Origin of the sequence: Pseudomonas sp. DWP3-1-2, from assembly GCF_049896285.1 — a bacterium.
Lineage (GTDB): Bacteria > Pseudomonadota > Gammaproteobacteria > Pseudomonadales > Pseudomonadaceae > Aquipseudomonas.
Window position 1 is genome coordinate 871,669 of sequence record NZ_JAFCTZ010000001.1, and the last position, 25,643, is coordinate 897,311.

The window sequence follows — 25,643 nt, forward strand, 5'->3', positions numbered from 1 at the left end:
AGCGCCAGGGAGTAACGGATGGCCATTTTTCTTACACGTATCAATACGCACTCGGCGGAATTCTCTGCCAACAGCATGGCAATGCTGGAGCAGGTCGAGGGCTTGCGTCAGTTGCTGGAAAAGGTCCAGCAAGGTGGCGGCTCCAAAGCCCAGGAGCGTCACGCCTCTCGAGGCAAGCTGCTGCCTCGGGAACGCATCAACCGTCTGCTCGACAGCGGTTCGCCCTTCCTTGAAATCGGCCAGCTCGCCGCGTATCAGGTCTACGAGGAAGACGTTCCCGCCGCCGGGGTCATCGCTGGCATTGGCCGGGTCGAAGGCGTCGAATGCATGATCATTGCCAACGATGCCACGGTGAAAGGCGGCTCTTACTACCCCCTCACGGTGAAGAAACACCTGCGCGCCCAGGCCATTGCCCAGCAAAACCGCCTGCCCTGCCTCTATCTGGTGGACTCGGGAGGCGCCAATCTGCCGCGTCAGGATGAAGTGTTTCCGGACCGCGAGCACTTCGGTCGCATCTTCTTCAATCAAGCCAACATGAGTGCTCAGGGCATCCCGCAGATTGCCGTGGTCATGGGTTCCTGCACGGCGGGCGGTGCCTATGTGCCCGCCATGGCTGACGAAGCGATCATGGTGCGCCAGCAGGCCACGATTTTTCTTGCCGGTCCACCACTGGTCAAAGCCGCGACCGGCGAAGTGGTGAGCGCTGAAGACCTCGGTGGTGCTGACGTGCATTGCCGCACCTCCGGGGTCGCGGACCACTACGCCGAGAACGACGAGCATGCGTTGGAGCTGGCCCGTCGCTGCGTCGCCAACCTGAACTGGCGTAAACGGGGCCAACTCGACGCCATCGCACCCATCCCGCCGCTGTACGCCAGCGACGAGCTGTATGGCGTTGTCCCCGCCGACGCCAAGCAGCCATTCGACGTGCGGGAAGTCATCGCCCGACTGGTGGATGGCTCGCAATTCGATGAATTCAAAGCGCTGTTCGGCACCACCCTGATATGCGGGTTCGCCCGCCTGCATGGCTATCCCGTCGCGATTCTGGCCAATAACGGCATTCTGTTTGCCGAAGCGGCGCAAAAAGGCGCGCACTTTATAGAACTGGCCTGTCAGCGCGGCATCCCGCTCTTGTTTTTGCAAAACATCACCGGGTTCATGGTCGGCCAGAAATACGAGGCCGGGGGCATCGCCAAGCACGGGGCCAAATTGGTCACGGCCGTGGCCTGCGCCAGGGTGCCGAAGTTCACCGTGATCATCGGCGGCAGCTTTGGTGCGGGCAACTATGGGATGTGCGGTCGCGCCTACGATCCGCGCTTTCTGTGGATGTGGCCCAACGCGCGCATTGGCGTCATGGGGGGTGAACAGGCGGCGGGCGTGTTGGTGCAGGTCAAGCGCGAACAGGCCGAACGCAGCGGCCAGCCTTTCAGTGCCGCCCAGGAAGCCGAGATCAAACAGCCGATTCTGGATCAGTATGAACATCAGGGGCATCCCTATTACTCAAGCGCCCGCTTGTGGGACGACGGCGTGATCGACCCCGCCCAGACCCGGGACGTCCTCGCCCTGGCGCTGTCCGCCGCGCTGAACGCCCCCATCGAACCCACCACATTCGGCCTGTTTCGCATGTAAGCCGGTGTGTGCGCCCAAGGAATGATCATGACCGATTTTCATACTGTAGAAATACACCGCGACCCCCGTGGCTTCGGCACCCTGTGGCTCAATCGCCCGGATAAAAACAACGCGTTCAATGCCCAGATGATTCGCGAGCTGATCGTCGCACTGGATCAGGTTCAAAGCGATTCCAGCCTGCGTTTTCTGTTGATTCGCGGACGTGGCAAGCACTTCAGCGCCGGCGCCGATCTGGCCTGGATGCAGCAGTCCGCAAACCTGGACTACAACACCAACCTGGATGACGCCCGGGAACTCGCCGAACTGATGTACAACCTGGCCAGGCTGAAAATCCCCACATTGGCGGTCGTGCACGGCGCGGCCTTTGGCGGCGCGCTGGGGTTGATCAGTTGCTGCGACATGGCCATTGGTGCCGAGGATGCGCAATTCTGTCTCTCGGAAGTGCGTATTGGCCTCGCACCTGCCGTGATCAGTCCGTTTGTGGTCCAGGCCATCGGCGAGCGTGCAGCACGCCGTTATGCCTTGACCGCCGAGCGATTCAGCGGGGCAAAGGCACAGCAGATCGGCCTGCTGGCCGAGTGTTATGGCGCTGACGAGCTGGAGCAGCAGGTCGAGCAATGGGTGGCCAACCTGCTGCTCAACAGCCCGCTGGCCATGCGCGCCAGCAAGGACTTGCTCCGCGAAGTCGGCAACGGCGAGTTGAGCCCGGCGCTGCGGCGCTATTGCGAGAATGCCATCGCACGCATCCGCATCAGCGCCGAAGGCCAGGAGGGGTTGCGGGCCTTTCTGGAAAAACGTACGCCCCGCTGGCAGGCCGCCGCCGACAGTCATAAGGAGCCGCGCCCATGAGCACCTCGACATTGACCACGTTGCTCGTCGCCAATCGAGGCGAAATTGCCTGTCGGATCATGCGCACCGCCAAAAAAATGGGGCTGACGACCGTCGCCGTCCACAGCGCAGCGGATCACGATGCGCGCCACACCCGTGAAGCGGATATCTGTGTGGATCTGGGCGGCAACAAGGCAGCCGACAGTTACCTGCGGATCGACAAACTGATCGAAGCCGCCAGGGCCGGCGGTGCCCAGGCGATCCATCCCGGTTATGGTTTCTTGTCAGAAAATGCCGACTTCGCCCGGGCTATCGAGGCCGCAGGGCTGATCTTCCTCGGTCCGCCCGCCTCGGCCATTGACGCCATGGGCAGCAAGGCCGCGGCCAAGGCGTTGATGGAGGATGCCGGTGTGCCACTGGTGCCCGGCTATCACGGACAGGCGCAAGATCTCGACACCTTTCTGGCCGCTGCGCAGCGCATTGGTTATCCGGTGCTCCTCAAGGCAACGGCGGGCGGCGGCGGCAAAGGCATGAAGGTCGTGGAGCGCGCCGAAGACATGGCCCAGGCTCTGGCGTCCGGGCAACGGGAAGCCCAGGCGTCGTTCGGCGACTCGCGCATGCTGGTGGAAAAATACCTGCTCAAGCCACGGCACGTGGAAATACAAATATTCGCGGATCAGCAGGGTCGCTGCATTTATCTGCACGATCGCGACTGTTCGATTCAACGGCGCCATCAAAAAGTCGTCGAAGAAGCCCCTGCTCCGGGCCTGAGCGCAGAACTGCGCCGGACCATGGGCGAAGCAGCCGTGCGTGCGGCACAAACCATCGGCTATGTGGGCGCAGGAACCGTGGAGTTTCTGCTCGACGCCCGTGGCGAGTTTTTCTTTATGGAAATGAACACGCGCCTGCAAGTCGAGCATCCGGTCACCGAACTCATTACAGGTGTGGATCTGGTTGAATGGCAGATTCGCATTGCCCAGGGTGAAGCCCTGCCGCTGTCTCAGGAAGACGTGCCGTGCAACGGCCATGCGATCGAGGTTCGTCTGTACGCCGAGGACCCCGATCACGATTTCCTGCCTTCAACCGGCACGCTGGAGCTCTACCGAGAGTGCTCGCTGCAACCGGGCGAACGTATCGACAGTGGCGTCCATGAAGGGGACCGTGTTTCGCCGTTTTACGACCCGATGCTGGCCAAATTGATCGCCTGGGGCGACGACCGCGAACAGGCCCGCCTGCGCCTGCTACGCATGCTGAATGAGTGTCTGGTGGGCGGCGTAAAGACCAACCTGCCCTTCCTGCGGCGCATCGTGGGCCATCCGGCGTTCGCCGCGACCGAACTGGATACTGATTTCATCCCCCGTTATCAGGCCCATCTGTTGCCTGGCCCCACCGAGCTGTCCGCTGACTTCTGGCAGGCTGCGGCTCAGGCCTTCAGCCAAAGCGCTACGACGCGGGTTCGTGAAGATGACGTTCATTCACCCTGGGCAACCCACACCGGGCTGCGGCTGGGATTGCCCGCTGAAATCGACCTGCATTTGAGCTGCAACGATCAGCATCAGACCCTCAAGTTGCGCAACAGCCCATCCTTCTGGAACGGGGAAGAGCTACAGGTCATCACCCATGGCGTGACGCGCAGGCATCAGGCCATTCGACGCGGGAACACGTTGTTTCTGCACTGGCAGGGTGAAGTTCACGCCGTCAAACGCCTGGACCCGATTGCCGAGGCAGCGTCCAGTCACGGCCCTCAAGGCGGCCTGACGGCCCCCATGAACGGCAGCATTGTTCGCGTACTGGTAGCCGTGGGCGAACCGGTGGAGGTTGGCACGCAATTGGTGGTGCTGGAAGCCATGAAAATGGAACACAGCATCCGCGCAGCGCACGCCGGGACTGTAACGGCGCTGCATTGCGCAGAAGGCGAGATGGTCAGTGAAGGGACGGTGTTGGTGGAGCTTGAGGCCGCTTGCGAATGACCTGAGTGGCGGGTCTGTTTGCCAGGACCTACCCGCCTCCAGCCCCAACCCGTCCAGAAAGACAAGCGATCACCTGCGAACACGGGGTCTTCCATAGACCCCGTTTACCGGCTTGAATCAGGCAGCCACTTCATACAACTTCGGCAACTCCACTTCGCCGCTGATCAAACCCTGGCGCATGCGCCCGGCTTGCAGGGCGGCGGCTTTCATGGCGCTTTCCTTGATGTGGCCGTAACCCCGGATTTTCTCCGGCAGCCGTGCCAGGCTCAATGCCGTGTGGCGATTGGAGGCATTCAAGCGTTGGAGAATCAGCTCGATGTCGCTGACATAGGACTCGATCAGTTCCCGCTCCTGACGCCGCTCCAGACTGCGCCCAAAGGGATCAATGGCTGTGCCACGCAAGAACTTGAATTTGGCCAGCACATTGAAAGCTTTCAGCATCCAGGGTCCAAAGCTGCGCTTGCGCGGTTGTCCGGTCAGCTTGTCGCCCTTGGCCAGCCATGACGGGGCCAGGTGGAATTCCAGACGATAATCGCCTTCAAATTGCGCCTGTAGTTGGCGAGTGAACTCGCCATTGCTGTACAAGCGCGCCACTTCATACTCGTCCTTGTAGGCCAGCAATTTGAAGTAGTTGAAGGCCACGGCTTCGGTCAACGCCAACTGCTGACCGGGGAACAGGCGTGCCTCGGTGGTCTGGACTTTCCTCACCAGGTCCATGTATCGCTTCGCATAAGCGGCGCTCTGGTAGTCAGTCAAGGCCGCGACATTGGCCTGCACGCGCTGATCGAGCGTCAGAAGCTGCGGCGTTTCAGGTACCTGCCGCTGAGGATCGGCTGCAGCCTGAACGGCCGCCGGATCATGGGCAGCGCGACGGCCCCACAAGAAGGCCTGCTGATTAAGCGCCACCGACACCCCATTGAGTTCGATGGCTTTCTCGATCGCCGCCGAACTGAGCGGGATCAAACCCAGCTGAAAGGCGTAACCCAGCATGAACAGGTTACTGGCGATGGTGTCGCCTAGCAGTTTGGTGGCCAGTTCGGTGGCTTGCACAAAGTGGGTATGCGACTCGCCCACGGCATCACGAATGGTTTGCTTCATGGCCTCAGCCGGAAACTCGGCGTCCGGGTTGCGGGTAAACTCGGCGGTGGGCGTTTGCTGGCTGTTGACCACGGCGTGGGTAAATGTCGAGTTGAGTTTGGCAATCGCGTCCGGGCTGGACGCCACCAGCAGGTCACAACCCAGCAACAGATGGGCTTCACCGGCGGCAATGCGTACGGCAAACAGATCGTCTTGACGCGCTGCGATTCGAATATGGCTGACCACCGGGCCAAACTTCTGTGCCAGACCGGCCTGATCCAGCACGCTGCAGCCCTTGCCTTCCAGATTAGCGGCAAAGCCCAGCATGGCACCGACCGTAGTCACACCAGTGCCGCCGACACCCGGCAATAGAATATTGAACGGCTTGTCCAAGCTCGGGAGTTGCGGCTCCGGCAGCGCTGCAAAGGCTGTTGCCTGGGTTGGCAAGGTGGGTTTACGCAATGTTGCGCCGTGGACCGTCACGAAGCTTGGGCAAAAGCCTTCAACGCAACTGAAGTCCTTGTTGCAGGCGTTCTGGTCGATTTCACGCTTGCGGCCCTGAGCGGTTTCCTTGGGCAATACCGACAAACAGCCCGATTTGACCCCGCAATCGCCGCAGCCTTCGCACACGGCGGGATTGATCACCGCGCGCTTTTCCAGATCCTTCAGGGTGCCGCGTTTGCGCCGACGACGCTTCTCGGTGGCGCAGGTCTGGTCGTAGATGATCACCGACACGCCTTTGAATTCCCGAAGTTCTCGCTGCACGCTGTCCAGGTCGCGACGATGGTGAAAGGTGGTGATCGGCGCAAACCCTTCGCGGCTCGGGTATTTATCCGGCTCATCGGAGACCAGGGCAATGCGCTGCACGCCTTCATTGAACACCTGACGGCTGAGCTGATCGACCCGCAGGATGCCATCGATGGGCTGCCCGCCGGTCATGGCCACCGCATCGTTGTAGAGAATTTTGTAGGTGATATTGACCCCGGACGCCACCGCCGCCCGCACCGCCAGATGCCCCGAATGGAAGTAGGTGCCATCACCGAGGTTCTGAAACACGTGGGGTGTGTTGGTAAACGGTGCCTGGCCGATCCAGGTCACGCCCTCACCGCCCATCTGGGTAAAGGTGTCGGTGGCGCGGTCCATCCAGATGGTCATGTAGTGACAACCAATGCCCGCCAGGGCCCGACTGCCTTCAGGTACACGGGTCGAGGTGTTGTGCGGGCAGCCGGAGCAGAAATGCGGGGTGCGCTGGGTGTTGAACAAGGGCGCTTGCAACGCCTGTTCCTTGTCAGCGAGAAATTGCAGGCGTGCTTCGATCTGCGGGCTGCTGTAGAACGGCGCCAGGCGCTTGGCGATGACCCGAGCGATCATTGCCGGAGTGAGCTCGCTGAGGTTTGGCAACAGCGAACGCCCTTGCTCGTCGAACTCCCCCACCACGACCGGGCGGCGATCCACGGGCCAGTTGTAGAGCTGGCCCGTGAGCTGATCCTCAATGACGCTGCGTTTTTCTTCAACCACCAGAATTTCGTCCAGCCCCTCGGCAAAATCATGCACCGACACCGGCTCCAGCGGCCAGCTCATGCCAACCTTGAGCACCCGGATGCCGACCTGCGCGCATAAATCCTGATCGATGCCCAGTTCTTCCAGCGCCTGGCGCACGTCCAGATAAGACTTGCCGGTGGTGACAATCCCCAGCCGAGGCTGGGGCGAGTCAATCACCACCTGATTGAGTTTGTTGGCACGAGCAAAGGCTCGGGCCGCATAGATCTTGTAGGTATTGAGCCGCGCTTCCTGGGCCAGGGGCGGATCGGGCCAGCGAATGTGCAGGCCGCCTTCGGGAATTTCAAAGTCTTCGGGGATGTGCGTGGTGATGCGCAGTGGATCGACTTCAACCACGGCTGAGGAATCGACGTTCTCGGCAATGGTTTTCATCGCCACCCAGCAACCGCTGTAGCGCGACAGCTCCCAGCCGATGATGCCGTAATCGAGGATTTCCTGAACGTTGCTGGGGTTGAGCACCGGAATCATCGACGCGATGAATGCATGTTCACTCTGATGGGCGATGGTCGACGACTTGCAGCCGTGGTCGTCACCCGCCAACACCAGCACGCCGCCGTTATTCGCCACACCCGCCGAATTGGCATGCTTGAACACATCACCGCAACGATCAACCCCCGGGCCTTTGCCGTACCACAGGGCAAAGACGCCATCGTACTTGCCTTCGGGGAACAGATTGACCTGCTGACTGCCCCAAACCGCCGTCGCCGCCAACTCTTCGTTGACGCCCGGCTGGAAATGGATGGCGTTCTGCTTGAGGTAGTCCTTGGCTTCCCAGAGGCTTTTATCAAGGTTACCCAACGGTGAACCGCGATAGCCGGAGATAAACCCGGCGGTGTTGAGGCCACGTGCCTCGTCGCGCTGCTTTTGCAGCATCGGCAGGCGGGTCAGTGCCTGTGTGCCGGTCAAATACAGATTTCCGGTCGCGAGCCGGTACTTATCGTCCAGACGAATATCAGCCAAAGACATTCAGGTGCTCCTTTTATTTTTATGAGCATTTCAGGCTGTGGCGCCCAACCGGTTCGATCCAGGGGCACACGTAAAATACTGCCTGTAGCAAAGGGGCTTTTTCTTTCTAAATGGGCCAATATCTGCTGATATTCGACATGTTCCTTTCGATAACAATAAAAAAGCGGGTCAGTTCATGCAGACAAAATTAAGCCCTATCGACCGTAAGATCCTGCGCCTGCTGCAACACGACGCCGACCTCTCGGCGGCCGAGATCGCCGAAAGGGTCGAGCTGTCCCAATCCCCCTGCTGGCGGCGAATCAATCGTCTTCAGGAAGAAGGCGTGATCGAGCGCAAAGTCGCCTTGCTCAGCCCGAAAAAACTCGGCCTGACCATGACGGTCTTCGTCAGCGTGAAGTTATCGGGGCATGGTCGGCGCTATCTGGCCGAGTTCGAAGAGGCGATCACCGGATACCCGGAGGTGCTGGAGTGCTACGCGATGGCGGGAAATATGGATTTCTTGCTGAAGGTCGTGGCCCAGGACATTTCCAGCTATGAACGCTTCCTGCGCGATCATCTGCTGCAACAGCCACACGTACAGGAAGCGCATTCCAACATCGCCATGAGCGAAGTCAAACGCACCACGGAGCTTCCGCTGGATTGAGGTGTGGGCCTGGAAAGCGATTGTTTTTTTGCATGGGCGCAAGAAAAACATTTGACTTGCAAATGATAATGATTATTATTGCATCAGCTGATCGCAAGATCAGCTGGATAACTCAGGAGTCTTAGGTCGGCTCCTGGATTATCTCCTCATCAGGCTAATCACGGTTTTTGACCCGGATTTTTTCCGGGTCTTTTTTTTGGTTTTTTCGTTGCTTCAGGCTAATGAAGACGTGTCGTTCTACGATGGCGCGGATCATAGCAAAAAGAATATTGAACGGGTTTGTGAAGTTGGCTTTCATAGACTTTGATGAACAGATAAATAGTAAATGATGAGGGATCTCCGCTGAGAACCACTCTCATCATCACCCGGTTCCACGAGCGTCACGGAAGACGCCCCCCTTCTTTATCAAGGACGACGACATGAAAGACCAGCGAGGCCAATCGATCATGAGTACTCAGCTCTCGTCTTTTTCTGCCCTTCCTGATCTTCGGCCGGACGAACCCCTGAGCCGACAATCGGAAAACCTGCGCATCGGCCTGCAGAAACTGTCACGTCGTACCCAGCAGGTTTTCCTCCTCAGCCGACTCGACGGTCTGACCTACGCGGCCATTGCCGGCTTTCTGAACATGGCGCCGGACAGCGTCGAGCGCGCCATGGTGCGTGCGCTGCAACAGAGCCGACGCCATGGCACCGCGCCCATCGACCCGATTGCCGAGTCGGCCCATGAAGCGGCCAGTCGCTGGTACGTGCATTTACAAAGCCCCCAGGCGACGGCCAGCCAGCGCATCGAGTTTCGTCACTGGCTGGATGCCAGCCTGGATCACCTTCACGCTTTCGAAGCCACCGAACGACTCTGGCGTCAGTTGCAGGCACCGGCGTCCGCCATGGGCTCAAGTGGCTGGCATCGGCGCAAGCGCCGCGCGTTTCTGGGCTGGTGGCTGTTGTGCACATTCGTGAGCGGGCTGCTGGTCGCGGCCGAGGCGTTCTCCTGAGTTGCCGGCGACAGATTGATTGAAGTTTACGTCGCCGAGGCACCCGGTGTTCCGTGTAAAGTAGCTGTCACATTTGGCACTGACGTACAGGAACACACCGTGACGACTCTCAGCATCAGCGCGGACTTCGACAGCGGCAATATAGAAGTCATAGACGCAAGCAGCCCTGCACACATTCAACTGGCCATGCGCCCTGACACCCAAAGCCCGCATTTCCAGTGGTTCCATTTCAAGGCTGACGGCCTGAAAATCGGCGAGCCGCACCACTTCAGCCTCAACAATGCCGGCCAGTCCAGCTATAACCAGGCGTGGACAGGCTACAACGCTGTCGCCTCCTATGATCATCAGGACTGGTTCCGCGTGCCCTCTTCATTCGATGGCACGGCGCTGAACTTCACCCTGACGCCGACGCACACGCACGTCTATTTCGCCTATTTCGAACCCTACAGCCGTGAACGCCATGACTGGCTAATCCAACACGCCCAGGAAAACGCGGGCACGCAATGGCTCGCCACGGGAAAAACGGTCGAAGGTCGGGACATTACGCTGCTGCGCAAAGGGGATGGCGCGCCGGGCAAACGCAAGATCTGGATCATCGCCCAGCAGCACCCCGGCGAACACATGGCCGAGTGGTTCATGGAAGGCGTGATCGAGCGTCTGCAGGAACAGAACGATCCTGTACTGAATCATCTGCTGGATGCCGCCGATTTGTATCTGGTGCCGCACATGAACCCCGACGGTTCGTTCCATGGCCATCTGCGCACCAATGCCAACGGCAAGGACCTCAATCGTTGCTGGCAGGATTGCACCGAAGACGCCAGCCCCGAGGTGTTTTTCGTCAAGCAGCAAATGGAAAAGTATGGCGTGGACATGTTCCTCGACGTCCATGGCGACGAAGAAATCCCTTACGTTTTCACGGCCGCGTGTGAAGGCAATCCTGGCTATACGTCCAAGCAGCGCGAGCTGGAGGCGTTGTTTCGCAGCCGCCTGAGCGAAATCACCCGGGATTTCCAGACCCGGTACGGGTATCCACGCTCGCAGCCCGGCCAGGCCAACATGAACCTGGCCGCCAACAGCGTCGGCGAGCAGTTCAAATGCCTGTCGCTGACCCTTGAAATGCCGTTCAAGGACAACGACGACGCCCCCGACCTTATAACGGGCTGGTCCGGCAAACGCTCGAAACAGCTGGCCAAGGACGTGCTGACGACGCTATCGGATATGGTGTCTGTGCTGCGCTGAACACGAGACACCCTCTTTGCGACCTTACTGCGCCCCTCCTTTGTTTTGGCAAAGGAGGCAAACTTCCGCTCTTTTGTCAGGTTGCGCTTCGCGCAATCCCCTCACTTCGGTCGGCCACAAGTCGCAATCGCGTCGTCTGGACGATTTGCGCACACGCACAAACCCGTGGGACCGGCTTTAGCCGGGAAGAGGCCAGGGCGTTCGCTGCATCTGCATCGCCTGAAATACCCCTTCCCGGCTAAAGCCGGTCCCACGGTGTCAGGAAGGTGTGCGACCGCCTACAGAACCCAGACGCGAGCTGCCTGACAAGTGCAGCTCGCTAGCGAACGTCCCTGCCCCGCAACATACTCCCCAGCACCTCGTCGCGCCGTATCCAGGCATGAAACAAAGCGGCCGCGACGTGCAGCAGGATGGTAAGAAACAGCAAGTAAGCCAGGTACGTATGCGCCTGGCGCAGCCACGCAAAGACATGAGGGTTGGCAGCGACGATAGAAGGCAGTCGCACCGAACTGCCCAGCATCACCGGGTCTCCGGCAGCGGAAATCATCGACCAGCCAATCAGTGGCAGCACCAGCATCAGGGCGTACAGCAGCACATGGGAAAGCCTGGCCGATAACACCTGCCATGCGGGCAAATCCGCAGGCAACGGCGGCGTTTTCGTGGACATCCGCACGATAAGGCGCAGGATGACCAACACCAGAATCGCGATACCCAATGGTTTGTGAAGGTTCAGCAACCATTCATGACGCTGGGACACCGAGGCAACCATGCCCGCCCCCACGAACAACATGGCAATAACCATCAGCGCCATGGACCAGTGCAGCAGCCGCGCCAACGGGGCGAAATGTCGATTAGGTTCGCTCATGATTTTTTCTCCGATACGGGCGCTGTTGTTTTCGGTAACTGATCGACCTCACCCGTACGGCGCTGATAAGACGCCGCATAGGCCGCGGAACGGGCCGCCAGCAACGGGTCTTCAGAGCCCGCAATACCAGCAGGCAGCACCAGAGGGTCAAAATTGATATCACGGCAATCGCCGTCCACCTGCGGTTGGGTGCTGTCGATCACCAGCGTTCCGGCATTGACGACGCGGCGCTCGCCCGGCCATTGTTTGCTGGCATCACTGACCGGGTCACCCGGTTCGGCCAGGGTGATCATCAGGTCCCAGCGCAAAGGCCCGCTGGCCAGCCGCCCGTCGAGGTCCGGCTCCAGATAATCCTTGGCATCCGGTGGCGGGCTGGCCACTGTGGGCTGATCGACCGGCACCATTTTCCAGCGCACGGCCTGCCGTTCGCCTCCGGCATTGATCAGGTAGAACGCGTTGACGCTGGTATAGGTCTCAGTGGCGTAACTGGCTGAAGGCTTGGCGGTCTTGACCCAGGCGAGAAACGCCGCGGACTCGGGATGACTGGCGAAAAATGCGGCCGGTTTGGCCGGATCAGGTTTGCCGGTGGCGGGGTCCGGGGCCTGCGCTTGCATCAACTCATAAAACGCCTCGGGCGTGCTTACCGGGAAAACCGGCATGGCGTTCATTCCCGTGCGCCATTGCTGGCCGTTGGCCTGGGTGAAGCGCAATGCCATGCTGCGCAAGGGAACGGCACTGTCCGGTGAATAGGGGTTGCCGGTGGGCAGCGCAAACCGGCCTTCAACCGGCGTGCGCGTCGGGGAAAACACTTCGGCGCTGGAGAACGGCGCGGCGTTGCCGTTGCTTTCAAAGTAACCTGCCACGCAGACACCCTTGGAATGGTTACGCCTGAAGCCGGGATGCACGCCATTGTTGTGTTCCAGACCGTCAACCAGCCTCGCCGGAGTCAGGCGATGAGGGTCAAGGTAACCGCCAACGTAGGCCAATGAGACGGCGGCAGTCACGACAAGGACGCCGATCCCGGCCAGGCGAAACAGGGTATTGCCGGTGCCAAGGGGCGGTTTTTGCTGCTCGGGCGGAGGGAAGCGCTCGACCATGAGTGTTCTCCTGGGCCATTGGCCTGTCGGTAAGTGGACGGTAAGACGCACCCCCGAAGTGTTTATTCCCTCCCGGGAAATTAATTGTAGATATGAAGGAATAAACGCCAGGGAGCGTCGTCTTTCTGCTCACACACTGATCATCGTGACAAACCGGAATCACGCCGACCATGAATGAGTTTGATGACCTGTTACGGGAGTTGATCCCTCGCCTGCGCCGGTTTGCCCAGTCGCTGACCCGCAATCCCAGCAGTGCCGACGACCTGGTCCAGTCCAGCCTGGAAAAAGCGTTGTCGGCCTGGGGAAGCAAGCGACCGGAGGGTGATTTACGCGCCTGGCTGTTTTCCATCCTGTACCGGCAGTTTCTCGACGCCCATCGACGCTCCCGGCGCTATACACGGATGCTGGAACTGTTCACCGGTGGCGCAGAGGACCATTACCAGCCCAGCGTCGAACGCACCGTGGTGGCGCAGTCCACGCTGGTCGCTTTCGAGCGATTGAACACCGAACAACGCGCCCTGCTGCTGTGGATTTCGGTGGAAGGCTTGAGTTACAAGGAAGTCGCAGAGATTCTTGACGTACCGATCGGCACTGTCATGTCCCGCCTGTCTCGCGCACGTCAGGCCCTTCGTCAACTCAGTGAGGGTGAAATCATGCCCCCTGCCCTGCGGATATTGAAATGATTACCCTGCCCCCCACCGAACATGTACTCCATGCCTATGTTGATCATCAGCTCGACGAGGCGGACCGGCTGACGCTGGAAACCTGGCTGGCCGCACACCCCGACGTCGCCTTGCAGGTCCGGCAATGGCAAGAAGATGCGCAACTGCTGCGCGCCGCGTTGAGCGGTGATCTGCAGCGCGAAGCCAACCCCGAACTGGACCCGGCATTCATACGCCAACGCCTGCGCCGCAATCGCTATCGGCATTTCGCCACAGCGGCGGTGTTGCTAATGGCCGTCAGCATCGGTGGCCTGAGCGGCTGGCAGGCCAGGGAAATGACCCTGAGTAACGCCACGCCGCCCATGGCCGATGCCGTTCAGGCGTACCGGATGTTCGCGGTCAACGACACGATGGCCAGCGACTGGAACCCTGAAAAGTCAAACGATGCCCAGCAATGGCTGGACCGCAACTTCGCCCGTGCCGAGCGGCTGCCCAACATGGAAGCTGCCGGTTTCAGACCGGTCAGCGGGCGCATGACCAGCACTGAACAAGGGCCGGCCGCCATGGTGGTGTACAAGGATGAGCAAGGACGAACCTTGAGTTTCTACATCCGGCCGCCAGGTGCGCGCAACCATATGCTCCCCCGTGGCAGTCGTCTGGACGGCGATTTGCAGGCTGACTATTGGTCCGGCGACGGATACAACTACGCAGTGGTGGGCGCGGCAAAAGACGAAGCCACCCAACGCGCCCGACAGGCATTGCCTGCATCGATCTGATCACTGGCAAGTGGGCACAGCGGCGTGAACGGCGGCGTGTCGCTGGCGATTCGGGTTCTGAAACGAACGGGACATGGGTAGACTCTCGCCCCACGCCAACCCTCAACGCTGATCGTTAACGTTTTCGAGCATGTTGACTGCCGCGACCCAACCGATACCCCGTGTTAAGGCCCGCATCATGGTTATAAAAGAAGGAACAGGCACTCCAGGCCATAGCGCCCCCGTGCACACGTCGCCGCACAGCCTCGACGACTTGCGCGCCGGCAGACTGGCCGGCCTTAAACGGCTGGACCTGTCCTGTGGCCTGAAGGAATTCCCCAGGGAAATCTTCGAACTGGCGGATACGCTGGAAGTGCTCAACCTGAGCGGCAATGCCCTGCAACAACTGCCCGATGACCTGCATCGCCTGACGCGTCTGCGGGTGCTGTTTGCCTCCGACAACCTGTTCACTGACCTGCCTGAGAGCATCGGCCAGTGCCTGGCGTTGCAGATCGTCGGCTTCAAGGCCAACCAGATCAGCCACGTGCCGGCTCAAGCCCTGCCGCCCCGGTTGCGCTGGCTGATCCTGACCGACAACCGGATACAGCGCCTGCCCGAAGCGCTGGGTGACTGCCAGGCGCTGCAAAAACTGATGCTGGCCGGCAACCAGTTGCAGAAACTGCCCTCCAGCCTTGCCCGCTGTGAACAGCTGGAGCTGGTACGCATCGCGGCCAATCAACTGACGCAATTGCCCTCATGGCTGCTGGAACTGCCGTCCCTGGCCTGGCTGGCTTACGCAGGGAACCCGCTCTGTACCGAACCTGCACAGCCCGCCGTGCGGCAGATACCCTGGCAGCAGTTGCACGTTCAGCAGCAATTGGGGGAAGGCGCGTCGGGGGTTATCCAGCAGGCACACTGGCACAGCCCCCATCAGGCCGAAAAAGCGGTGGCCATCAAGCTGTATAAAGGCAGCGTCACCTCTGATGGCTCGCCCCTCAATGAGATGGCCGCCTGCATTGCCGCTGGCAATCACGCCAACCTGATCGGCATCGAGGGCCAGATTCTCGACCATCCCCAAGGCCAGTCGGGTCTGGTGATGCAATTGATCGCCCCGAGCTTTGCCAATCTTGCGGGGCCGCCCAGCCTGGAATCCTGCACCCGGGATATCTACCCGGCGGCGATGCGCCTGTCTTTGTCTGTCGTCCTGCGTATTGCTCACGGCATCGCCTCGGTCACGGCACACCTGCACGCATGCGGCATGACCCATGGCGATTTATACGGACACAACATTCTGTGGCAGGCCGATGGCACGTGCCTGCTGGGGGATTTTGGCGCCGCGTCGTTCCATCCCGCTGCGGCCTATGGGCATGCGCTGGAAAGGATCGAAACCCGGGCGTTCGGGATTTTGCTGGGGGAATTGCTGAACCGTTGCGAGGAGGACGCATCGCAGTTGACTGCGTTGCGTCAGTTGCAGGCGCGTTGTGTGCAGCCTGCCGTGAATGAAAGACCGGCATTGCGGGACATCGAGCCACTGCTGCGCTTCTGACACTCAAGCCGGTTGGAGCGCCGCAGGCCAGCGCGCTCCAACAGGTACGACGGCTGCTTAGCCCGCCAGCCCCACATAAACGTTCTGCACGTCATCGTGGTTATCGATGGCGGCAAGAAAAGTCTCGACTTCGGCCATCTGCTCGTCGGTCAGGCCATCCACGGTGCTTTTCGGGCGATAGCCCAATTGCGCGGACTGCACGGTGAAGCCGAACTCAGGCAGTTTTTTGCATACAGCGTCCATATCGGTCGGCTCGGTGAGGAACAGCGTTGCGCCCTCTTCGCCCGGCTCGCAGTCCTGCGCGCCCGCTTCGATGGCCGCTTCGTCAGGGTCGGCGTCAGGCGTGGTGGGCACCGCTTCGATCATGCCTTGATAGTTGAAGTCCCAGGACACCGAACCGGCGGCGCCCAGTTGGCCCTTGCGGAACAGCACGCGAATTTCCGACACGGTGCGGTTGATATTGTCCGTCAGGCACTCGACGATCACCGGGACTCGATGGGGCGCGAAGCCTTCGTAGGTCAGGCGTTCGAACGTCACGTTCTCGCCCAGCAGTCCGGCGCCCTTCTTGATGGCGCGCTCCAGCGTTTCCCGGGGCATCGATGCCTTTTTCGCTTGCTCGACCACCAGACGCAAACGCGGGTTCATGTCCGGATCAGCGCCTGCGCGTGCGGCGATCATGATTTCCTTGGACAGCTTGCCAAAAATACGGCCCTTGGCATTGGATGCTGCTTCTTTATGCTTGACCTTCCACTGTGCGCCCATGCTCGTGCTCTCTTGATCCGATTGCGCCCTGCCCATCACAGCCACCGTCGATACAAACGCCGATGATGGCTGGGGCAACGCGCTGAAAATTGGGTAAACGACTGAAACGCGTCGTGACCGATGGACAACGCCGGGCGCATTTTATACGCGATGGCGTCAGATGAAACCCCCTAGAGCCTGTTGGCCCACCCCTCCCGCTCAAAGCTCTGGAGCGCAATTACCGATATTCCTCTTTAAGTTGTAGTCCTTTTCCGAAAAAGACTGGAGCGATGCCCATGGACCTTGGCATTTCGTACCCTCTGCACCCTGAATTTCAAGCCGGGAGCGCCGTGGATGTTCGAAGACAAGCAAATGCCGATCACGCTGGACATTGCCGGCACGCCGATGGACCTGCGCGTCCTGGCCTTTACCGGACAGGAGGCACTGAACGAGCCTTATCGCTTTGACATCGACCTGATCAGCACCAACCCGCATGTGGACATGAACAGCCTGGCAGGCAAGCCCGCCTGGCTAAGCTTCGGCGTTCAGGACGCTGGCGTACACGGCCTGATCCACGACGGCAGGCAACTCCATGCGGGAACGTGCGTGAGCCTGTACCGGATAACATTGGCGCCCAGCCTGATGAAGCTGGAACTCGGTCGCCAGCGCCGCGTATTCAAGGACCTGAGCGTGCCGCGGACGATCACCCTGTTGCTGGAACAGCAGGGTTTTAACGAGCGTGACTTTCGTTTTGAGCGACCGGTGGGGATTTATCCGCCCAGAGACCTGTGCGTGCAGTACAACGAAACCGACCTGCACCTGCTGCAAAGGCTGTGCGAGGAGGAAGGCATTCATTTTCGCTTTGAACATCACCGCGACGGTCATGTGCTGGTGTTTGCCGATGACCCGGCCAGCTTTCCCGAGCGCCAGGGACCCATCCGTTTTCGGCTTGATGACGCTGAAAAGGATCAGCCCGCTATCGGCCATCTCAGCGAACGCCTGACCCTTCACCCCGCAAGCGAGCCTCTGCCCAGGCACGAAAGGCTAACCACTGATGCAAGCCCGCCTGGCGACTCGCAATCCCGGGACAGGGCTGCAAGCAACCAGCCTTTCGATACCCGCTACAGCGTACCCACGCCTCATGATGAGGAAACGCATCATCGACAGATAAGCGCTCGCACGCTGGAGCGCCTGCGTTGCGAGCGACGTCATGTTCATGGCCGAAGCCGTCATTGCCCGTTGACCAGTGGCCAGATCATGCAGGTTCTGGATCACTCCGTCGCCCTGTTCAATGACCAATGGCTACTCGTCAACGTTCACCATCGTGGTAAACAGCCGCAGGTGCTGGAGGGCTTAGACCCTCACGACATCGCTGCAGTCCTGACGACGGAAAACGACAGTCCATCGTCGGTGCAAGCACCGGGGCGGCTGCCTGTCATCGAGTCGTTCGAACACGGCTATCGCAACGGCTTTGGCGTTTTGCCCTGGGCGATGACCTTTCGCCCGTCCTGCACCCATCACAAGCCTGGCATTGGCGGTGATCACCACGTCACCCTGATGGGTGAGGCTCGGTCAACCCAAACGGGGGAGCCGGTCCGGCTGGCGATACGTTACGACTGGCAGCAAGCATCCACTTCGGAGGATCAAAAAAACGGTTGGCCGCTGGCGGCGTTGTCTGATTTCGCTGACCTGCCGATCAATGCGCTGATACCCGGAGACAGGCTCGTCGTTCGCCATTTCGACAATGATCCCGACCGGCCCGTCATCTGCGGCGTTCCCGATCAGGAAACGGCCGCCACACTCGTCGACAACCCTGCACTGTCCCTGCGCTTGAATGGCAATCGCGTTGGCCCTGAGTTAATCGATGTGCAGCTAGAAGGCGCTGACGCACTGTGCGTCCATTCCCGACAGGACCTGACGATAGACACCGCGAACACGACACTCTTGATCGGGTCAGCAAGCATAACCCTCACTGGCCCACCAACCTTCAACCTTGGCTTGCGCACCTCAACGAGCGGGGCCGTGACTGAACCCGCAATCCCTAAGGCCCTTGAAGGCGACCTGCGCCTGACGGAGCATCCCGGCCTGAGCGGTGCGCCCCTGGCCCACCGGATCTGGTACATCGTGGCCATGGCAAAGCCCGGCCTGGACCAGTTGGCGCGGCTTGACCCAAAGCACCTGCTATTCGAAGGCAAGACCGATGAACTGGGCTACCTGGGCCTGACGCGAGCCCAACGGCGCGAGCTCGCTGCACGCTATCGCGCCAGTCCGGAGGCGCTTTGCCTGGTGCATCCGGGCTGCTGCATACGTCTGCATGACTATTTTTCCCGGAACTGGAGCGAACAGCGGTTACGTGAGTTCCTGCGGCCTGACGGATAATCCGCTCAGGTTACCGTCCCTTGATTAGCGCCCCTTGAAGTGCGGCTCACGCTTCTCGATGAACGCCGCCATGCCTTCCTTTTGATCCTCGGTAGCGAAGGCGGCATGGAAAACGCGGCGCTCGAAACGAATGCCTTCGGCGAGGCTCACTTCAAAGGCCCGATTCACGCTTTCCTTGATCATCATCGCCATCGGCAGGGATTTATCCGCAATTGAGGTGGCGACCTTCAGGGCCTCATCCATTAACTGCTCTGCGGGCACGATACGCGCCACCAGTCCGGCTCGCTCGGCTTCCTTGGCGTCGATCAGGCGTCCTGTCAGGCACATTTCCATGGCCTTGGCCTTGCCGACTGCAAGAGTCAGGCGCTGTGTACCGCCCATTCCCGGCAGCACGCCCAGCTTGATTTCCGGCTGCCCGAAACGGGCAGTGTCGGCGGCCAGGATGAAATCGCACATCAAGGCCAGCTCACAGCCTCCGCCCAAGGCAAAACCTGCCACGGCGGCAATCATGGGCGTGCGTCGATTGGCGACTCGGTCACTCTGGGAGAACAGATCGTCGAGGTAGATCTGCGGGTAGGTCAGCTCGGCCATTTCCTTGATGTCCGCACCGGCCGCGAAGGCCTTGGCAGAACCCGTGAGCACAATGCAGCCGATGTCGCGGTTGCCGTCGAACGCATCCAGTGCGTGGTTGAGTTCATTCACCAGCTGCGCGTTCAGGGCGTTCAGGGCGTTGGGGCGGTTCAACGTAATCACGCCGACCCTTCCTAGAACCTCTGTCAGAATAGTTTCATAAGTCATTGATATTTATCCGTTTAGAGCCATCGAATCAATATTACAAACAAGATTAGATTTGATTCATAACTCATTATTTTTTATCAATTATCAAACAACCTCGATGGCCATCGCGGTCGCTTCGCCTCCGCCAATGCAGATCGCTGCAATTCCACGCTTGAAGCCTTTTTGCCGCAACGCATGGATCAGCGTAACGAGGATCCGGGCCCCCGATGCACCAATGGGATGACCCAGAGCGCAAGCGCCGCCCTGCACGTTTACCTTCTCATGGGGCAGCGCCAGTTGGCTCATTGCCACCAGTGTGACCACAGCGAACGCCTCATTGATTTCGAACAGATCCACGTCACTCAAGGACCATCCCGTGCGGCTGATCAGCGCCTTGATCGCACCGATGGGTGCGGTGGTGAACAACCCCGGCTCACTCGCGTATGCCGCGTGACCATGAATCACCGCCAAAGGCGTCAAGCCACGACGCTGCGCCTCGGAGCGACGCATCAAGAGCAGTGCCGCGGCACCGTCGGAAATCGAGCTGGAATTGGCGGCCGTCACGCTACCGCCTACCCGAAATGCAGGCTTGAGCGCCGGGATCTTCTCCGGGCGCGCCTTGGGCGGTTGTTCGTCCCGGGTGATTTCCCTTTGTTCTTTGCCCTCGGTGACGTGCAGTGGGACGATTTGCGCGTCGAACCCGCCATTGTTGGCCGCCGCCTGGGCGCGGGTCAGCGAAGCAATAGCGAAAGCATCCTGATCTTCACGGCTGATGCCGTAGGTTTCGGCGCAGTCCTCGGCAAAGGTGCCCATCAACCGGCCGCGTTCATAGGCATCTTCCAGCCCGTCGTAGAACATATGGTCGATGACCTGACCATGGCCCATGCGATACCCGCCTCGGGCGCGGTCCAGCAGGTATGGCGCGTTGGACATGCTTTCCATGCCGCCGGCCACAATGACGTCGGCGCTACCGGCCAGCAGCATGTCATGACCGAGCATGGCGGCCTGCATGCCGGAACCACACATTTTGTTCAACGTGGTGCACAGCGTCGACGTGGGCAAGCCTGCACCCAATGCGGCTTGTCGCGCAGGTGCCTGGCCCAGCCCGGCTGACAGGACGCAGCCCATCAGCACCTGCTGGACATCCACCGAAGCCAGCCCGGCGCGCTCGACAGCAGCGCCAATGGCAACGGCCCCCAATTGCGGCGCCGTGAGGCTCTTCAGATCGCCCTGAAAACCACCCATGGGCGTACGCACCGCACTGACGATGACCACCGGATCATCGCGGTTTGCAGAATCAAAATTGGACATGATCAAACTCCTGAATCGGGTGGCTCATTTGGCGGCCATGCGCAGCGCGCCATCCAGCCGGATGACCTCGCCATTGAGCATGGGGTTTTCGATGATGTGCCGCACCAGCGCCGCGTATTCTTCCGGCTTGCCCAGCCGTGGGGGGAATGGCACACCCGCCGCCAGGGATTCACGCACCTGAGGCGTCATGCCGGCCATCATCGGCGTTTCGAAAATGCCGGGGGCGATGGTCATGACCCGTATGCCAAAGCGCGCCAGCTCCCGAGCGGCCGGCAACGTCATGCTGGCAATGCCGCCCTTGGATGCGGCATAGGCAGCCTGACCCATCTGGCCGTCGAAGGCGGCAATGGAAGCCGTGTTGATGATCACACCGCGCTCCCCGCTTTCGTCAGGAGAGCTGTTGGCGATGGCCGCCGACGCCAGACGCAGCAGGTTGAAGCTGCCGATCAGGTTGACGTCGATGACCCGGCGAAAGCTCTCCAGGTCATGCACGCCGTCCTTGCCGAGTATTTTCTGCGCCCCGACGATCCCCGCGCAGTTGACCAGCCCGTGCAGCTCGCCAAAGGCCGCGACCGCTGCATCCACGGCCGCCTGGACAGAATCCTCACGGCTGACATCGGCGACAGCGCAGTGGGCACGTGCGCCCAGTTTTTCACGCTGGATGGCGAGCGCATCGCCATTGAGGTCCAGCAGCATGACGCGGGCACCCGCCTGAATCAGCATCTGCGCCGTAGCGGCGCCCAGCCCGGACGCGCCGCCGCTGACGATGAATGCCTTGTCTTGAATAACCATGAACCCTCACTGTCTCGATTTATTATTGTTGGATTAATCGAGATAGTCGCCCTGCCAGAAGGCACAGGCAATGGTCAAAACGCTCAGTCCGGATGACTGGTTTGATCAATACTCAGCAGCGCCACGCTGCGGTAATGGCCGGGATTGGAACCGGTCCATTTGCGAAATGCCTTGTAAAACGAACTGGTGTCGGCAAAGCCGAGACGAGCAGCAATGGCGGACAAGCTCATCCGCTCTTCCCCTAACCAACGAATGGCCAGCTCTTTACGCACGCCGTCCTTGAGTCCCTGATAGCTGTGCCCTTGCTCCGCGAGACGTCGCCGCAAGGTCGACGCTGACAGGCACAGGTTCTTCGCCAGATCCTCGGTGTCCGGCCACTGATCGGCGGGCCGGGTGCGCAAGTCATGTCGAATGCGACTGGCCAGGCTTTGTGGGTCACGGTACTTGACCAGAATATTGGCCGGGGCAGCGGACATGAAGCGCTGCAGGTCGTCCTGCGAGCGTCTTATTGGCAAATCCAGGCATTCGGACGGGAAGATCATCCGGGAGCAAGGTCGCTCAAAGCGCAGGTTCTCGGTGAACATCACCTGGTAATCGTCAATGAACGCCGGCGCTTCACAGCGCAACTCAATGGCCAGGATAGGAATACGGCGCCCGCTCAGCCAGCAGGTCACCCCATGCACGATCATCCAGTACGTGAAGTAGCAGAATGCTCGGCGCTGGGTGGCGTCGCCTTCATCCAGAACGATTTCTGCAACGCTGTTGCGCCTGATCAGACGAGCGCTGAAACACTCCAGCATCAAGGACAGAAAACCCAGTCCCGACTCAAGCCCGCTCGCCACTGTCGGTTGGGCCATGGAGGAGCGGCAAAGAAAAGCCAGACTGCCATAGCGCAGCCCCCGAGGGTCCATGCCGAAAAACTCATCGTCAGTCGCTTGCGCCAGATCGCGCCACAAGGCGGCATAGGCGGTGGCCGGCACTCGGGCGCCCGCTTGCGCCAGTAAATCAGGGCCGATACCGACTCGCGCCAACAGGTGAGCCCGAGCCTCGGGGTTCAAGCCGCTCTGGAGCAAGGCTTCGCGCACCAGTTCGATGGCGATGGTGTCTTTTTCGGGCACGCTGGTGGCGAGTTCAAGGGGTATTGTTCGATCATCCATCCGGGGATCACCAGTCTGTGAGCCGCCCAGCATAAGGCCAGCGGCCCGGGAAAACGAATCTCTGCACGCCAGTGCGGTCTGAGGCACTGTCGCAACGTTGTTTTTTCATCCCCCATGGAGCACACCGGATGCCCTTTCGCCTGTTTCGCCCCGTGCTGGTCGGCCTTCTACTGGTGAGCCTCTCGGCATGCGCGCTGTTTCCCAACCGTGACCCGCTCAATATCAACGTGGTGGGCATCGAGCCTTTACCTGGCCAGGGCCTGGAGGTGCGCATGGCGGTCAAACTGCGCCTGCAGAACCCCAATGAGACGGCGATCGAATACAGCGGCGTCGCGCTGAATCTGGACGTCAATGGCAAGCTGTTCGCGTCCGGTGTCAGCGATCAACAGGGCAGCATCGGGCGGTTTTCGGAAACCGTGCTGGTGGTTCCTGTCAGCGTGTCCGCATTCGCCGCGTTGCGTCAGGCGGTGGGCCTGACGCAGGCGCAAAGCCTCGATAATTTGCCCTACACACTGCGGGGCAAACTGGCAGGCGGCGTATTCGGCACGATGCGCTTCAGCGACAGCGGCACGCTGAGCCTGCCGCAACCGGCCGGCGGCTGGTAGAGCCCGCCGCTTACTTGGTAGACGCCACCAGGCGATTGACTTCGCTGCGCACCATGTTGGCGTACTCCGGCGGGCTCATGCTGTCCAGCTCCGAGCGCACCCACTCGGACCACTTGCCCTTGCGCTTGGAACGCTCGCCAAACAGCCGGGCGGCGTCCCCCTTAGCCTTGCCCAGGTTGCTCTGCCACAAATCGAACAGACGGGATTTTTCATCTTCGAGTGCAGCGCGCTCTGGCAAAGGCCGATTGGCCAGATTGAAACTCATAACGATCACCTGTGACTAAAAACGGCTGCATCTTACACCCGACACAGACAAATCCCGGGCAAATTCGACGAGCGAATGCGATGTGTCATACAGTTCACTGCAACTTTTCGAGAAGCCCGAGACTCCATTGCTCACTGATGTCATCAATTGGAAGGAAATCACCATGGCTCGTAAAACTGCTGCCCAAAACACTGCCGAGCAAATCAAGGATCAGGCTTTCAGCGAACTCCAGTCCCTGATCGAAGAATCCGACAAATTGCTCAAAGACAGCGCAACGCTGGTCGGCGACGAAGCTGAGACCCTGCGTGCGCAACTGAGTCTGAAGCTCAAGCAAGCGCTGGAGTCTGTGTCCAGCGTGCGTGAACGCACCAAGCCTGTGGTCGAGGCGACCGAGACTTACATCGGTGGCCACCCATGGCAGACCGTGGCGATCTCCGCAGGCTTCGGCTTGGTGGTGGGTCTGCTGCTGGGCCGTCGTGACTGATTGACCGGTCACCTCTGAGGCGTTCGACAACTGAGTGGACGAACGCCGTGCAGCCTGTGTAGGAGCGAATGGATTCGCGAAGCGATTTAGCTGGCAGTACCGGGCTCACGCCTCGCCCATTCATTGGCTCCTACGCCATTTTGCCCTTCAGACCGAATGTATTGGCACCAGTGCCTGCAACTGCTTGGCAAAATAATCCGCCGTAAACGGCTGGGCATCCGACTCCTTGACCCCTATCCGCTTCTTCTCCAGCCACTGCGTACCCTGCGCAGGGTCCTGACAGCTCAGCGACACCTGTTCCTGAGCATGCACGCTCAACCCCGTAGCAGCCACCGACACCGAACCTTTGCCCCCCATGGCATCCGGAATGAACGCAACCTGACGGCCTGCAATGGTCAGCGTCATGCGCTGGGTACGGAAGGGGGAGTTTTCGTCGGGATAACCTTTGCTTTGCGCCAGATGCGGCTCGTATTCCACAGCGATCTGGCCGCTGTCGATCAACGGCTTGAGCCAGGTTTCGATCTGCTGATAAAGGGTGGTGATACTGGCCTGCCATTGCGCAAGGCCAGTGTGGAACTGCTGGTGCTTTTGCTCTTCGTTACGTTGATTGGCGTTCAGCAATTCGCCCAATCGTTGGATTTCGTCCATAAAAACGTTTCCCGGAGGTGCGCGTCGAATGATTCGTACGCATGAACCGAGGGTGTCACAGAGGCGGTTAAGTGTCGCTAGGGATTTGCCCCGCGTTAAAGCGGGCTGATCACTGGACGCGCTCGATCACCACCGGATAGGCGAAACGGTGGGACTTGGTGATCTTGGCTTGTAGCAGTGCCAACTGCTGTTCGGCTTCCTCCCGGGTCTTGTACGGCCCGAGCAACAACTGCTGTTTACCGTCGAGGGTCACCAGAAACGGCGCGTAGCTGCGCTCAAGCAACCAGGCGCTGATATCGCTCACGGCCTCTTTGGCATTGAGCTGAATATTCCACTGCACGGAAGTATTCGGGGAAGTCTGTTCGGTCGCGGCCGCCTGCACTTTGGGGGGCGTCGGGGTTTTGCCGACATCGCAGCCGGTCAGGGCCAGAACTGCGATCATTATTGCCATCTTGCGCACGTCTGCTTGCTCCTCGTCTGAAGTGGCGGGAGTTTATCACCGTGTGACGGCCAACGAAGCGTCAAAAGGCCAGAATGGCCGCGCCGTCAAAAGATGTGTGTATCAATAAAATTCTGCCCTACGATGGAATCAAGTGAAACGGGCAGACAGCGGGAACATCTGCGGCCTGGGTGCTGCCAAACACATGTCTTCCCATTC

At 60.1% G+C, this 25,643-nt stretch carries 23 protein-coding genes; 12 read left to right on the top strand and 11 right to left on the bottom strand.

The window, feature by feature from the left end; genetic code table 11:
• The first annotated feature begins 18 nt into the window (after positions 1 to 18).
• From ACP7B0_RS04065 to ACP7B0_RS04075, 3 genes are read left to right on the top strand one after another with little or no spacing between them, the layout of a single operon-like run.
• Complete coding sequence (locus ACP7B0_RS04065) at positions 19 to 1,626, top strand: carboxyl transferase domain-containing protein (RefSeq protein WP_426139620.1); 1,608 nt, start codon at positions 19 to 21, stop codon at positions 1,624 to 1,626.
• Between the two features lie 27 nt (positions 1,627 to 1,653).
• A complete protein-coding gene (locus tag ACP7B0_RS04070; protein ID WP_426139621.1) occupies positions 1,654 to 2,475 on the top strand; it encodes a gamma-carboxygeranoyl-CoA hydratase in 822 nt (273 codons plus the stop codon).
• Complete coding sequence (locus ACP7B0_RS04075; RefSeq protein WP_426139622.1) at positions 2,472 to 4,424, top strand: acetyl/propionyl/methylcrotonyl-CoA carboxylase subunit alpha; 1,953 nt, start codon at positions 2,472 to 2,474, stop codon at positions 4,422 to 4,424. The genes ACP7B0_RS04070 and ACP7B0_RS04075 overlap by 4 nt, the downstream gene beginning before the upstream one ends.
• Positions 4,425 to 4,541: 117 nt before the next feature.
• Here the strand turns inward: ACP7B0_RS04075 and ACP7B0_RS04080 are convergent, their stop codons facing one another.
• Complete coding sequence (locus tag ACP7B0_RS04080; protein WP_426139623.1) at positions 4,542 to 8,027, bottom strand: indolepyruvate ferredoxin oxidoreductase family protein; 3,486 nt, start codon at positions 8,025 to 8,027, stop codon at positions 4,542 to 4,544.
• A 175-nt stretch (positions 8,028 to 8,202) separates the two neighbouring features.
• Here ACP7B0_RS04080 and ACP7B0_RS04085 point away from each other — a divergent pair, with 175 nt between their 5' ends.
• The 3 genes from ACP7B0_RS04085 to ACP7B0_RS04095 all read left to right on the top strand — a co-directional run bounded on the left by ACP7B0_RS04085 (position 8,203) and on the right by ACP7B0_RS04095 (position 10,901).
• Positions 8,203 to 8,670, top strand: a complete 468-nt coding sequence (locus tag ACP7B0_RS04085) for an Lrp/AsnC family transcriptional regulator (RefSeq protein ID WP_426139624.1) — start codon at positions 8,203 to 8,205, stop codon at positions 8,668 to 8,670.
• Positions 8,671 to 9,116: 446 nt separating this feature from the next.
• Positions 9,117 to 9,662, top strand: coding sequence for a sigma factor-like helix-turn-helix DNA-binding protein (locus ACP7B0_RS04090; protein WP_426140065.1), 546 nt, complete (start codon positions 9,117 to 9,119; stop codon positions 9,660 to 9,662).
• Positions 9,663 to 9,761: 99 nt separating this feature from the next.
• Positions 9,762 to 10,901: a M14 family metallopeptidase gene (locus ACP7B0_RS04095; RefSeq protein WP_426139625.1), complete on the top strand. Its 1,140-nt coding sequence runs from the start codon at positions 9,762 to 9,764 to the stop codon at positions 10,899 to 10,901.
• A gap of 319 nt (positions 10,902 to 11,220) precedes the next feature.
• Here ACP7B0_RS04095 and ACP7B0_RS04100 read toward each other — a convergent pair whose 3' ends face one another.
• Together ACP7B0_RS04100 and ACP7B0_RS04105 are read right to left on the bottom strand one after the other, a co-directional pair.
• Positions 11,221 to 11,766: a cytochrome b gene (locus tag ACP7B0_RS04100; protein WP_426139626.1), complete on the bottom strand. Its 546-nt coding sequence runs from the start codon at positions 11,764 to 11,766 to the stop codon at positions 11,221 to 11,223.
• Entirely contained in the window at positions 11,763 to 12,863 is a 1,101-nt protein-coding gene (locus ACP7B0_RS04105; protein WP_426139627.1) for a catalase family peroxidase, read from the bottom strand. The genes ACP7B0_RS04100 and ACP7B0_RS04105 overlap by 4 nt, the downstream gene beginning before the upstream one ends.
• Before the next feature lie 170 nt (positions 12,864 to 13,033).
• Between ACP7B0_RS04105 and ACP7B0_RS04110 the strand changes: the two genes are divergently transcribed.
• The 3 genes from ACP7B0_RS04110 to ACP7B0_RS04120 all read left to right on the top strand — a co-directional run bounded on the left by ACP7B0_RS04110 (position 13,034) and on the right by ACP7B0_RS04120 (position 15,826).
• On the top strand, positions 13,034 to 13,546 hold the full coding sequence (locus ACP7B0_RS04110) for a sigma-70 family RNA polymerase sigma factor (protein ID WP_426139628.1): 513 nt from the start codon (positions 13,034 to 13,036) through the stop codon (positions 13,544 to 13,546).
• Complete coding sequence (locus ACP7B0_RS04115; RefSeq protein WP_426139629.1) at positions 13,543 to 14,301, top strand: anti-sigma factor family protein; 759 nt, start codon at positions 13,543 to 13,545, stop codon at positions 14,299 to 14,301. Before ACP7B0_RS04110 ends, ACP7B0_RS04115 begins: the two co-directional genes overlap by 4 nt.
• Before the next feature lie 178 nt (positions 14,302 to 14,479).
• Positions 14,480 to 15,826 carry a leucine-rich repeat-containing protein kinase family protein gene (locus ACP7B0_RS04120; protein WP_426139631.1) on the top strand — a complete coding sequence of 449 codons (1,347 nt, stop codon included), beginning with the start codon at positions 14,480 to 14,482 and terminating at the stop codon, positions 15,824 to 15,826.
• A gap of 57 nt (positions 15,827 to 15,883) precedes the next feature.
• Here the strand turns inward: ACP7B0_RS04120 and ACP7B0_RS04125 are convergent, their stop codons facing one another.
• Positions 15,884 to 16,588, bottom strand: coding sequence for a YebC/PmpR family DNA-binding transcriptional regulator (locus ACP7B0_RS04125; protein WP_426139632.1), 705 nt, complete (start codon positions 16,586 to 16,588; stop codon positions 15,884 to 15,886).
• Between the two features lie 333 nt (positions 16,589 to 16,921).
• On the opposite strand from ACP7B0_RS04125, the gene tssI reads away from it, so the two are divergent.
• On the top strand, positions 16,922 to 18,946 hold the full coding sequence (gene tssI / locus ACP7B0_RS04130) for a type VI secretion system tip protein TssI/VgrG (protein ID WP_426139633.1): 2,025 nt from the start codon (positions 16,922 to 16,924) through the stop codon (positions 18,944 to 18,946).
• A gap of 24 nt (positions 18,947 to 18,970) precedes the next feature.
• On the opposite strand, the gene ACP7B0_RS04135 is transcribed toward tssI, so the two are convergent.
• The 4 genes from ACP7B0_RS04135 to ACP7B0_RS04150 all read right to left on the bottom strand — a co-directional run bounded on the left by ACP7B0_RS04135 (position 18,971) and on the right by ACP7B0_RS04150 (position 22,944).
• Positions 18,971 to 19,744, bottom strand: a complete 774-nt coding sequence (locus tag ACP7B0_RS04135; RefSeq protein ID WP_426139634.1) for an enoyl-CoA hydratase — start codon at positions 19,742 to 19,744, stop codon at positions 18,971 to 18,973.
• Between the two features lie 84 nt (positions 19,745 to 19,828).
• The gene (locus ACP7B0_RS04140) at positions 19,829 to 21,034 is read right to left on the bottom strand and encodes an acetyl-CoA C-acyltransferase (RefSeq protein ID WP_426139635.1); all 1,206 of its coding nucleotides are present in this window, start codon (positions 21,032 to 21,034) and stop codon (positions 19,829 to 19,831) included.
• Between the two features lie 24 nt (positions 21,035 to 21,058).
• Complete coding sequence (locus ACP7B0_RS04145; protein WP_426139636.1) at positions 21,059 to 21,826, bottom strand: 3-hydroxyacyl-CoA dehydrogenase; 768 nt, start codon at positions 21,824 to 21,826, stop codon at positions 21,059 to 21,061.
• An 83-nt stretch (positions 21,827 to 21,909) separates the two neighbouring features.
• Positions 21,910 to 22,944 carry an AraC family transcriptional regulator gene (locus tag ACP7B0_RS04150; RefSeq protein WP_426140066.1) on the bottom strand — a complete coding sequence of 345 codons (1,035 nt, stop codon included), beginning with the start codon at positions 22,942 to 22,944 and terminating at the stop codon, positions 21,910 to 21,912.
• A 167-nt stretch (positions 22,945 to 23,111) separates the two neighbouring features.
• On the opposite strand from ACP7B0_RS04150, the gene ACP7B0_RS04155 reads away from it, so the two are divergent.
• Positions 23,112 to 23,588: an LEA type 2 family protein gene (locus ACP7B0_RS04155; RefSeq protein WP_426139637.1), complete on the top strand. Its 477-nt coding sequence runs from the start codon at positions 23,112 to 23,114 to the stop codon at positions 23,586 to 23,588.
• Between the two features lie 10 nt (positions 23,589 to 23,598).
• Here the strand turns inward: ACP7B0_RS04155 and ACP7B0_RS04160 are convergent, their stop codons facing one another.
• Positions 23,599 to 23,853 (bottom strand): hypothetical protein, encoded by a 255-nt coding sequence (locus ACP7B0_RS04160; protein WP_426139638.1) that lies wholly within the window; start codon positions 23,851 to 23,853, stop codon positions 23,599 to 23,601.
• A gap of 163 nt (positions 23,854 to 24,016) precedes the next feature.
• Between ACP7B0_RS04160 and ACP7B0_RS04165 the strand changes: the two genes are divergently transcribed.
• Positions 24,017 to 24,337: a DUF883 family protein gene (locus tag ACP7B0_RS04165; RefSeq protein ID WP_426139639.1), complete on the top strand. Its 321-nt coding sequence runs from the start codon at positions 24,017 to 24,019 to the stop codon at positions 24,335 to 24,337.
• 147 nt (positions 24,338 to 24,484) lie between these two features.
• Here ACP7B0_RS04165 and ACP7B0_RS04170 read toward each other — a convergent pair whose 3' ends face one another.
• Positions 24,485 to 24,985, bottom strand: a complete 501-nt coding sequence (locus tag ACP7B0_RS04170; protein WP_426139640.1) for a hypothetical protein — start codon at positions 24,983 to 24,985, stop codon at positions 24,485 to 24,487.
• A 109-nt stretch (positions 24,986 to 25,094) separates the two neighbouring features.
• Positions 25,095 to 25,445: an SPOR domain-containing protein gene (locus ACP7B0_RS04175; protein WP_426139641.1), complete on the bottom strand. Its 351-nt coding sequence runs from the start codon at positions 25,443 to 25,445 to the stop codon at positions 25,095 to 25,097.
• Positions 25,446 to 25,643 lie beyond the last annotated feature (198 nt).

Coding starts and splice junctions, on each gene's coding strand:
- ACP7B0_RS04135 (WP_426139634.1), bottom strand. CDS start 19,744: ATGACTTATGAAACTATTCTGACAGAGGTTCTAGGAAGGGTCGGCGTG.
- ACP7B0_RS04155 (WP_426139637.1), top strand. CDS start 23,112: ATGCCCTTTCGCCTGTTTCGCCCCGTGCTGGTCGGCCTTCTACTGGTG.
- ACP7B0_RS04100 (WP_426139626.1), bottom strand. CDS start 11,766: ATGAGCGAACCTAATCGACATTTCGCCCCGTTGGCGCGGCTGCTGCAC.
- ACP7B0_RS04075 (WP_426139622.1), top strand. CDS start 2,472: ATGAGCACCTCGACATTGACCACGTTGCTCGTCGCCAATCGAGGCGAA.
- ACP7B0_RS04085 (WP_426139624.1), top strand. CDS start 8,203: ATGCAGACAAAATTAAGCCCTATCGACCGTAAGATCCTGCGCCTGCTG.
- ACP7B0_RS04170 (WP_426139640.1), bottom strand. CDS start 24,985: ATGGACGAAATCCAACGATTGGGCGAATTGCTGAACGCCAATCAACGT.
- ACP7B0_RS04070 (WP_426139621.1), top strand. CDS start 1,654: ATGACCGATTTTCATACTGTAGAAATACACCGCGACCCCCGTGGCTTC.
- ACP7B0_RS04065 (WP_426139620.1), top strand. CDS start 19: ATGGCCATTTTTCTTACACGTATCAATACGCACTCGGCGGAATTCTCT.
- ACP7B0_RS04160 (WP_426139638.1), bottom strand. CDS start 23,853: ATGAGTTTCAATCTGGCCAATCGGCCTTTGCCAGAGCGCGCTGCACTC.
- ACP7B0_RS04165 (WP_426139639.1), top strand. CDS start 24,017: ATGGCTCGTAAAACTGCTGCCCAAAACACTGCCGAGCAAATCAAGGAT.
- ACP7B0_RS04110 (WP_426139628.1), top strand. CDS start 13,034: ATGAATGAGTTTGATGACCTGTTACGGGAGTTGATCCCTCGCCTGCGC.
- ACP7B0_RS04090 (WP_426140065.1), top strand. CDS start 9,117: ATGAGTACTCAGCTCTCGTCTTTTTCTGCCCTTCCTGATCTTCGGCCG.
- ACP7B0_RS04145 (WP_426139636.1), bottom strand. CDS start 21,826: ATGGTTATTCAAGACAAGGCATTCATCGTCAGCGGCGGCGCGTCCGGG.
- ACP7B0_RS04120 (WP_426139631.1), top strand. CDS start 14,480: ATGGTTATAAAAGAAGGAACAGGCACTCCAGGCCATAGCGCCCCCGTG.
- ACP7B0_RS04080 (WP_426139623.1), bottom strand. CDS start 8,027: ATGTCTTTGGCTGATATTCGTCTGGACGATAAGTACCGGCTCGCGACC.
- ACP7B0_RS04105 (WP_426139627.1), bottom strand. CDS start 12,863: ATGGTCGAGCGCTTCCCTCCGCCCGAGCAGCAAAAACCGCCCCTTGGC.
- ACP7B0_RS04115 (WP_426139629.1), top strand. CDS start 13,543: ATGATTACCCTGCCCCCCACCGAACATGTACTCCATGCCTATGTTGAT.
- ACP7B0_RS04140 (WP_426139635.1), bottom strand. CDS start 21,034: ATGTCCAATTTTGATTCTGCAAACCGCGATGATCCGGTGGTCATCGTC.
- tssI (WP_426139633.1), top strand. CDS start 16,922: ATGTTCGAAGACAAGCAAATGCCGATCACGCTGGACATTGCCGGCACG.
- ACP7B0_RS04125 (WP_426139632.1), bottom strand. CDS start 16,588: ATGGGCGCACAGTGGAAGGTCAAGCATAAAGAAGCAGCATCCAATGCC.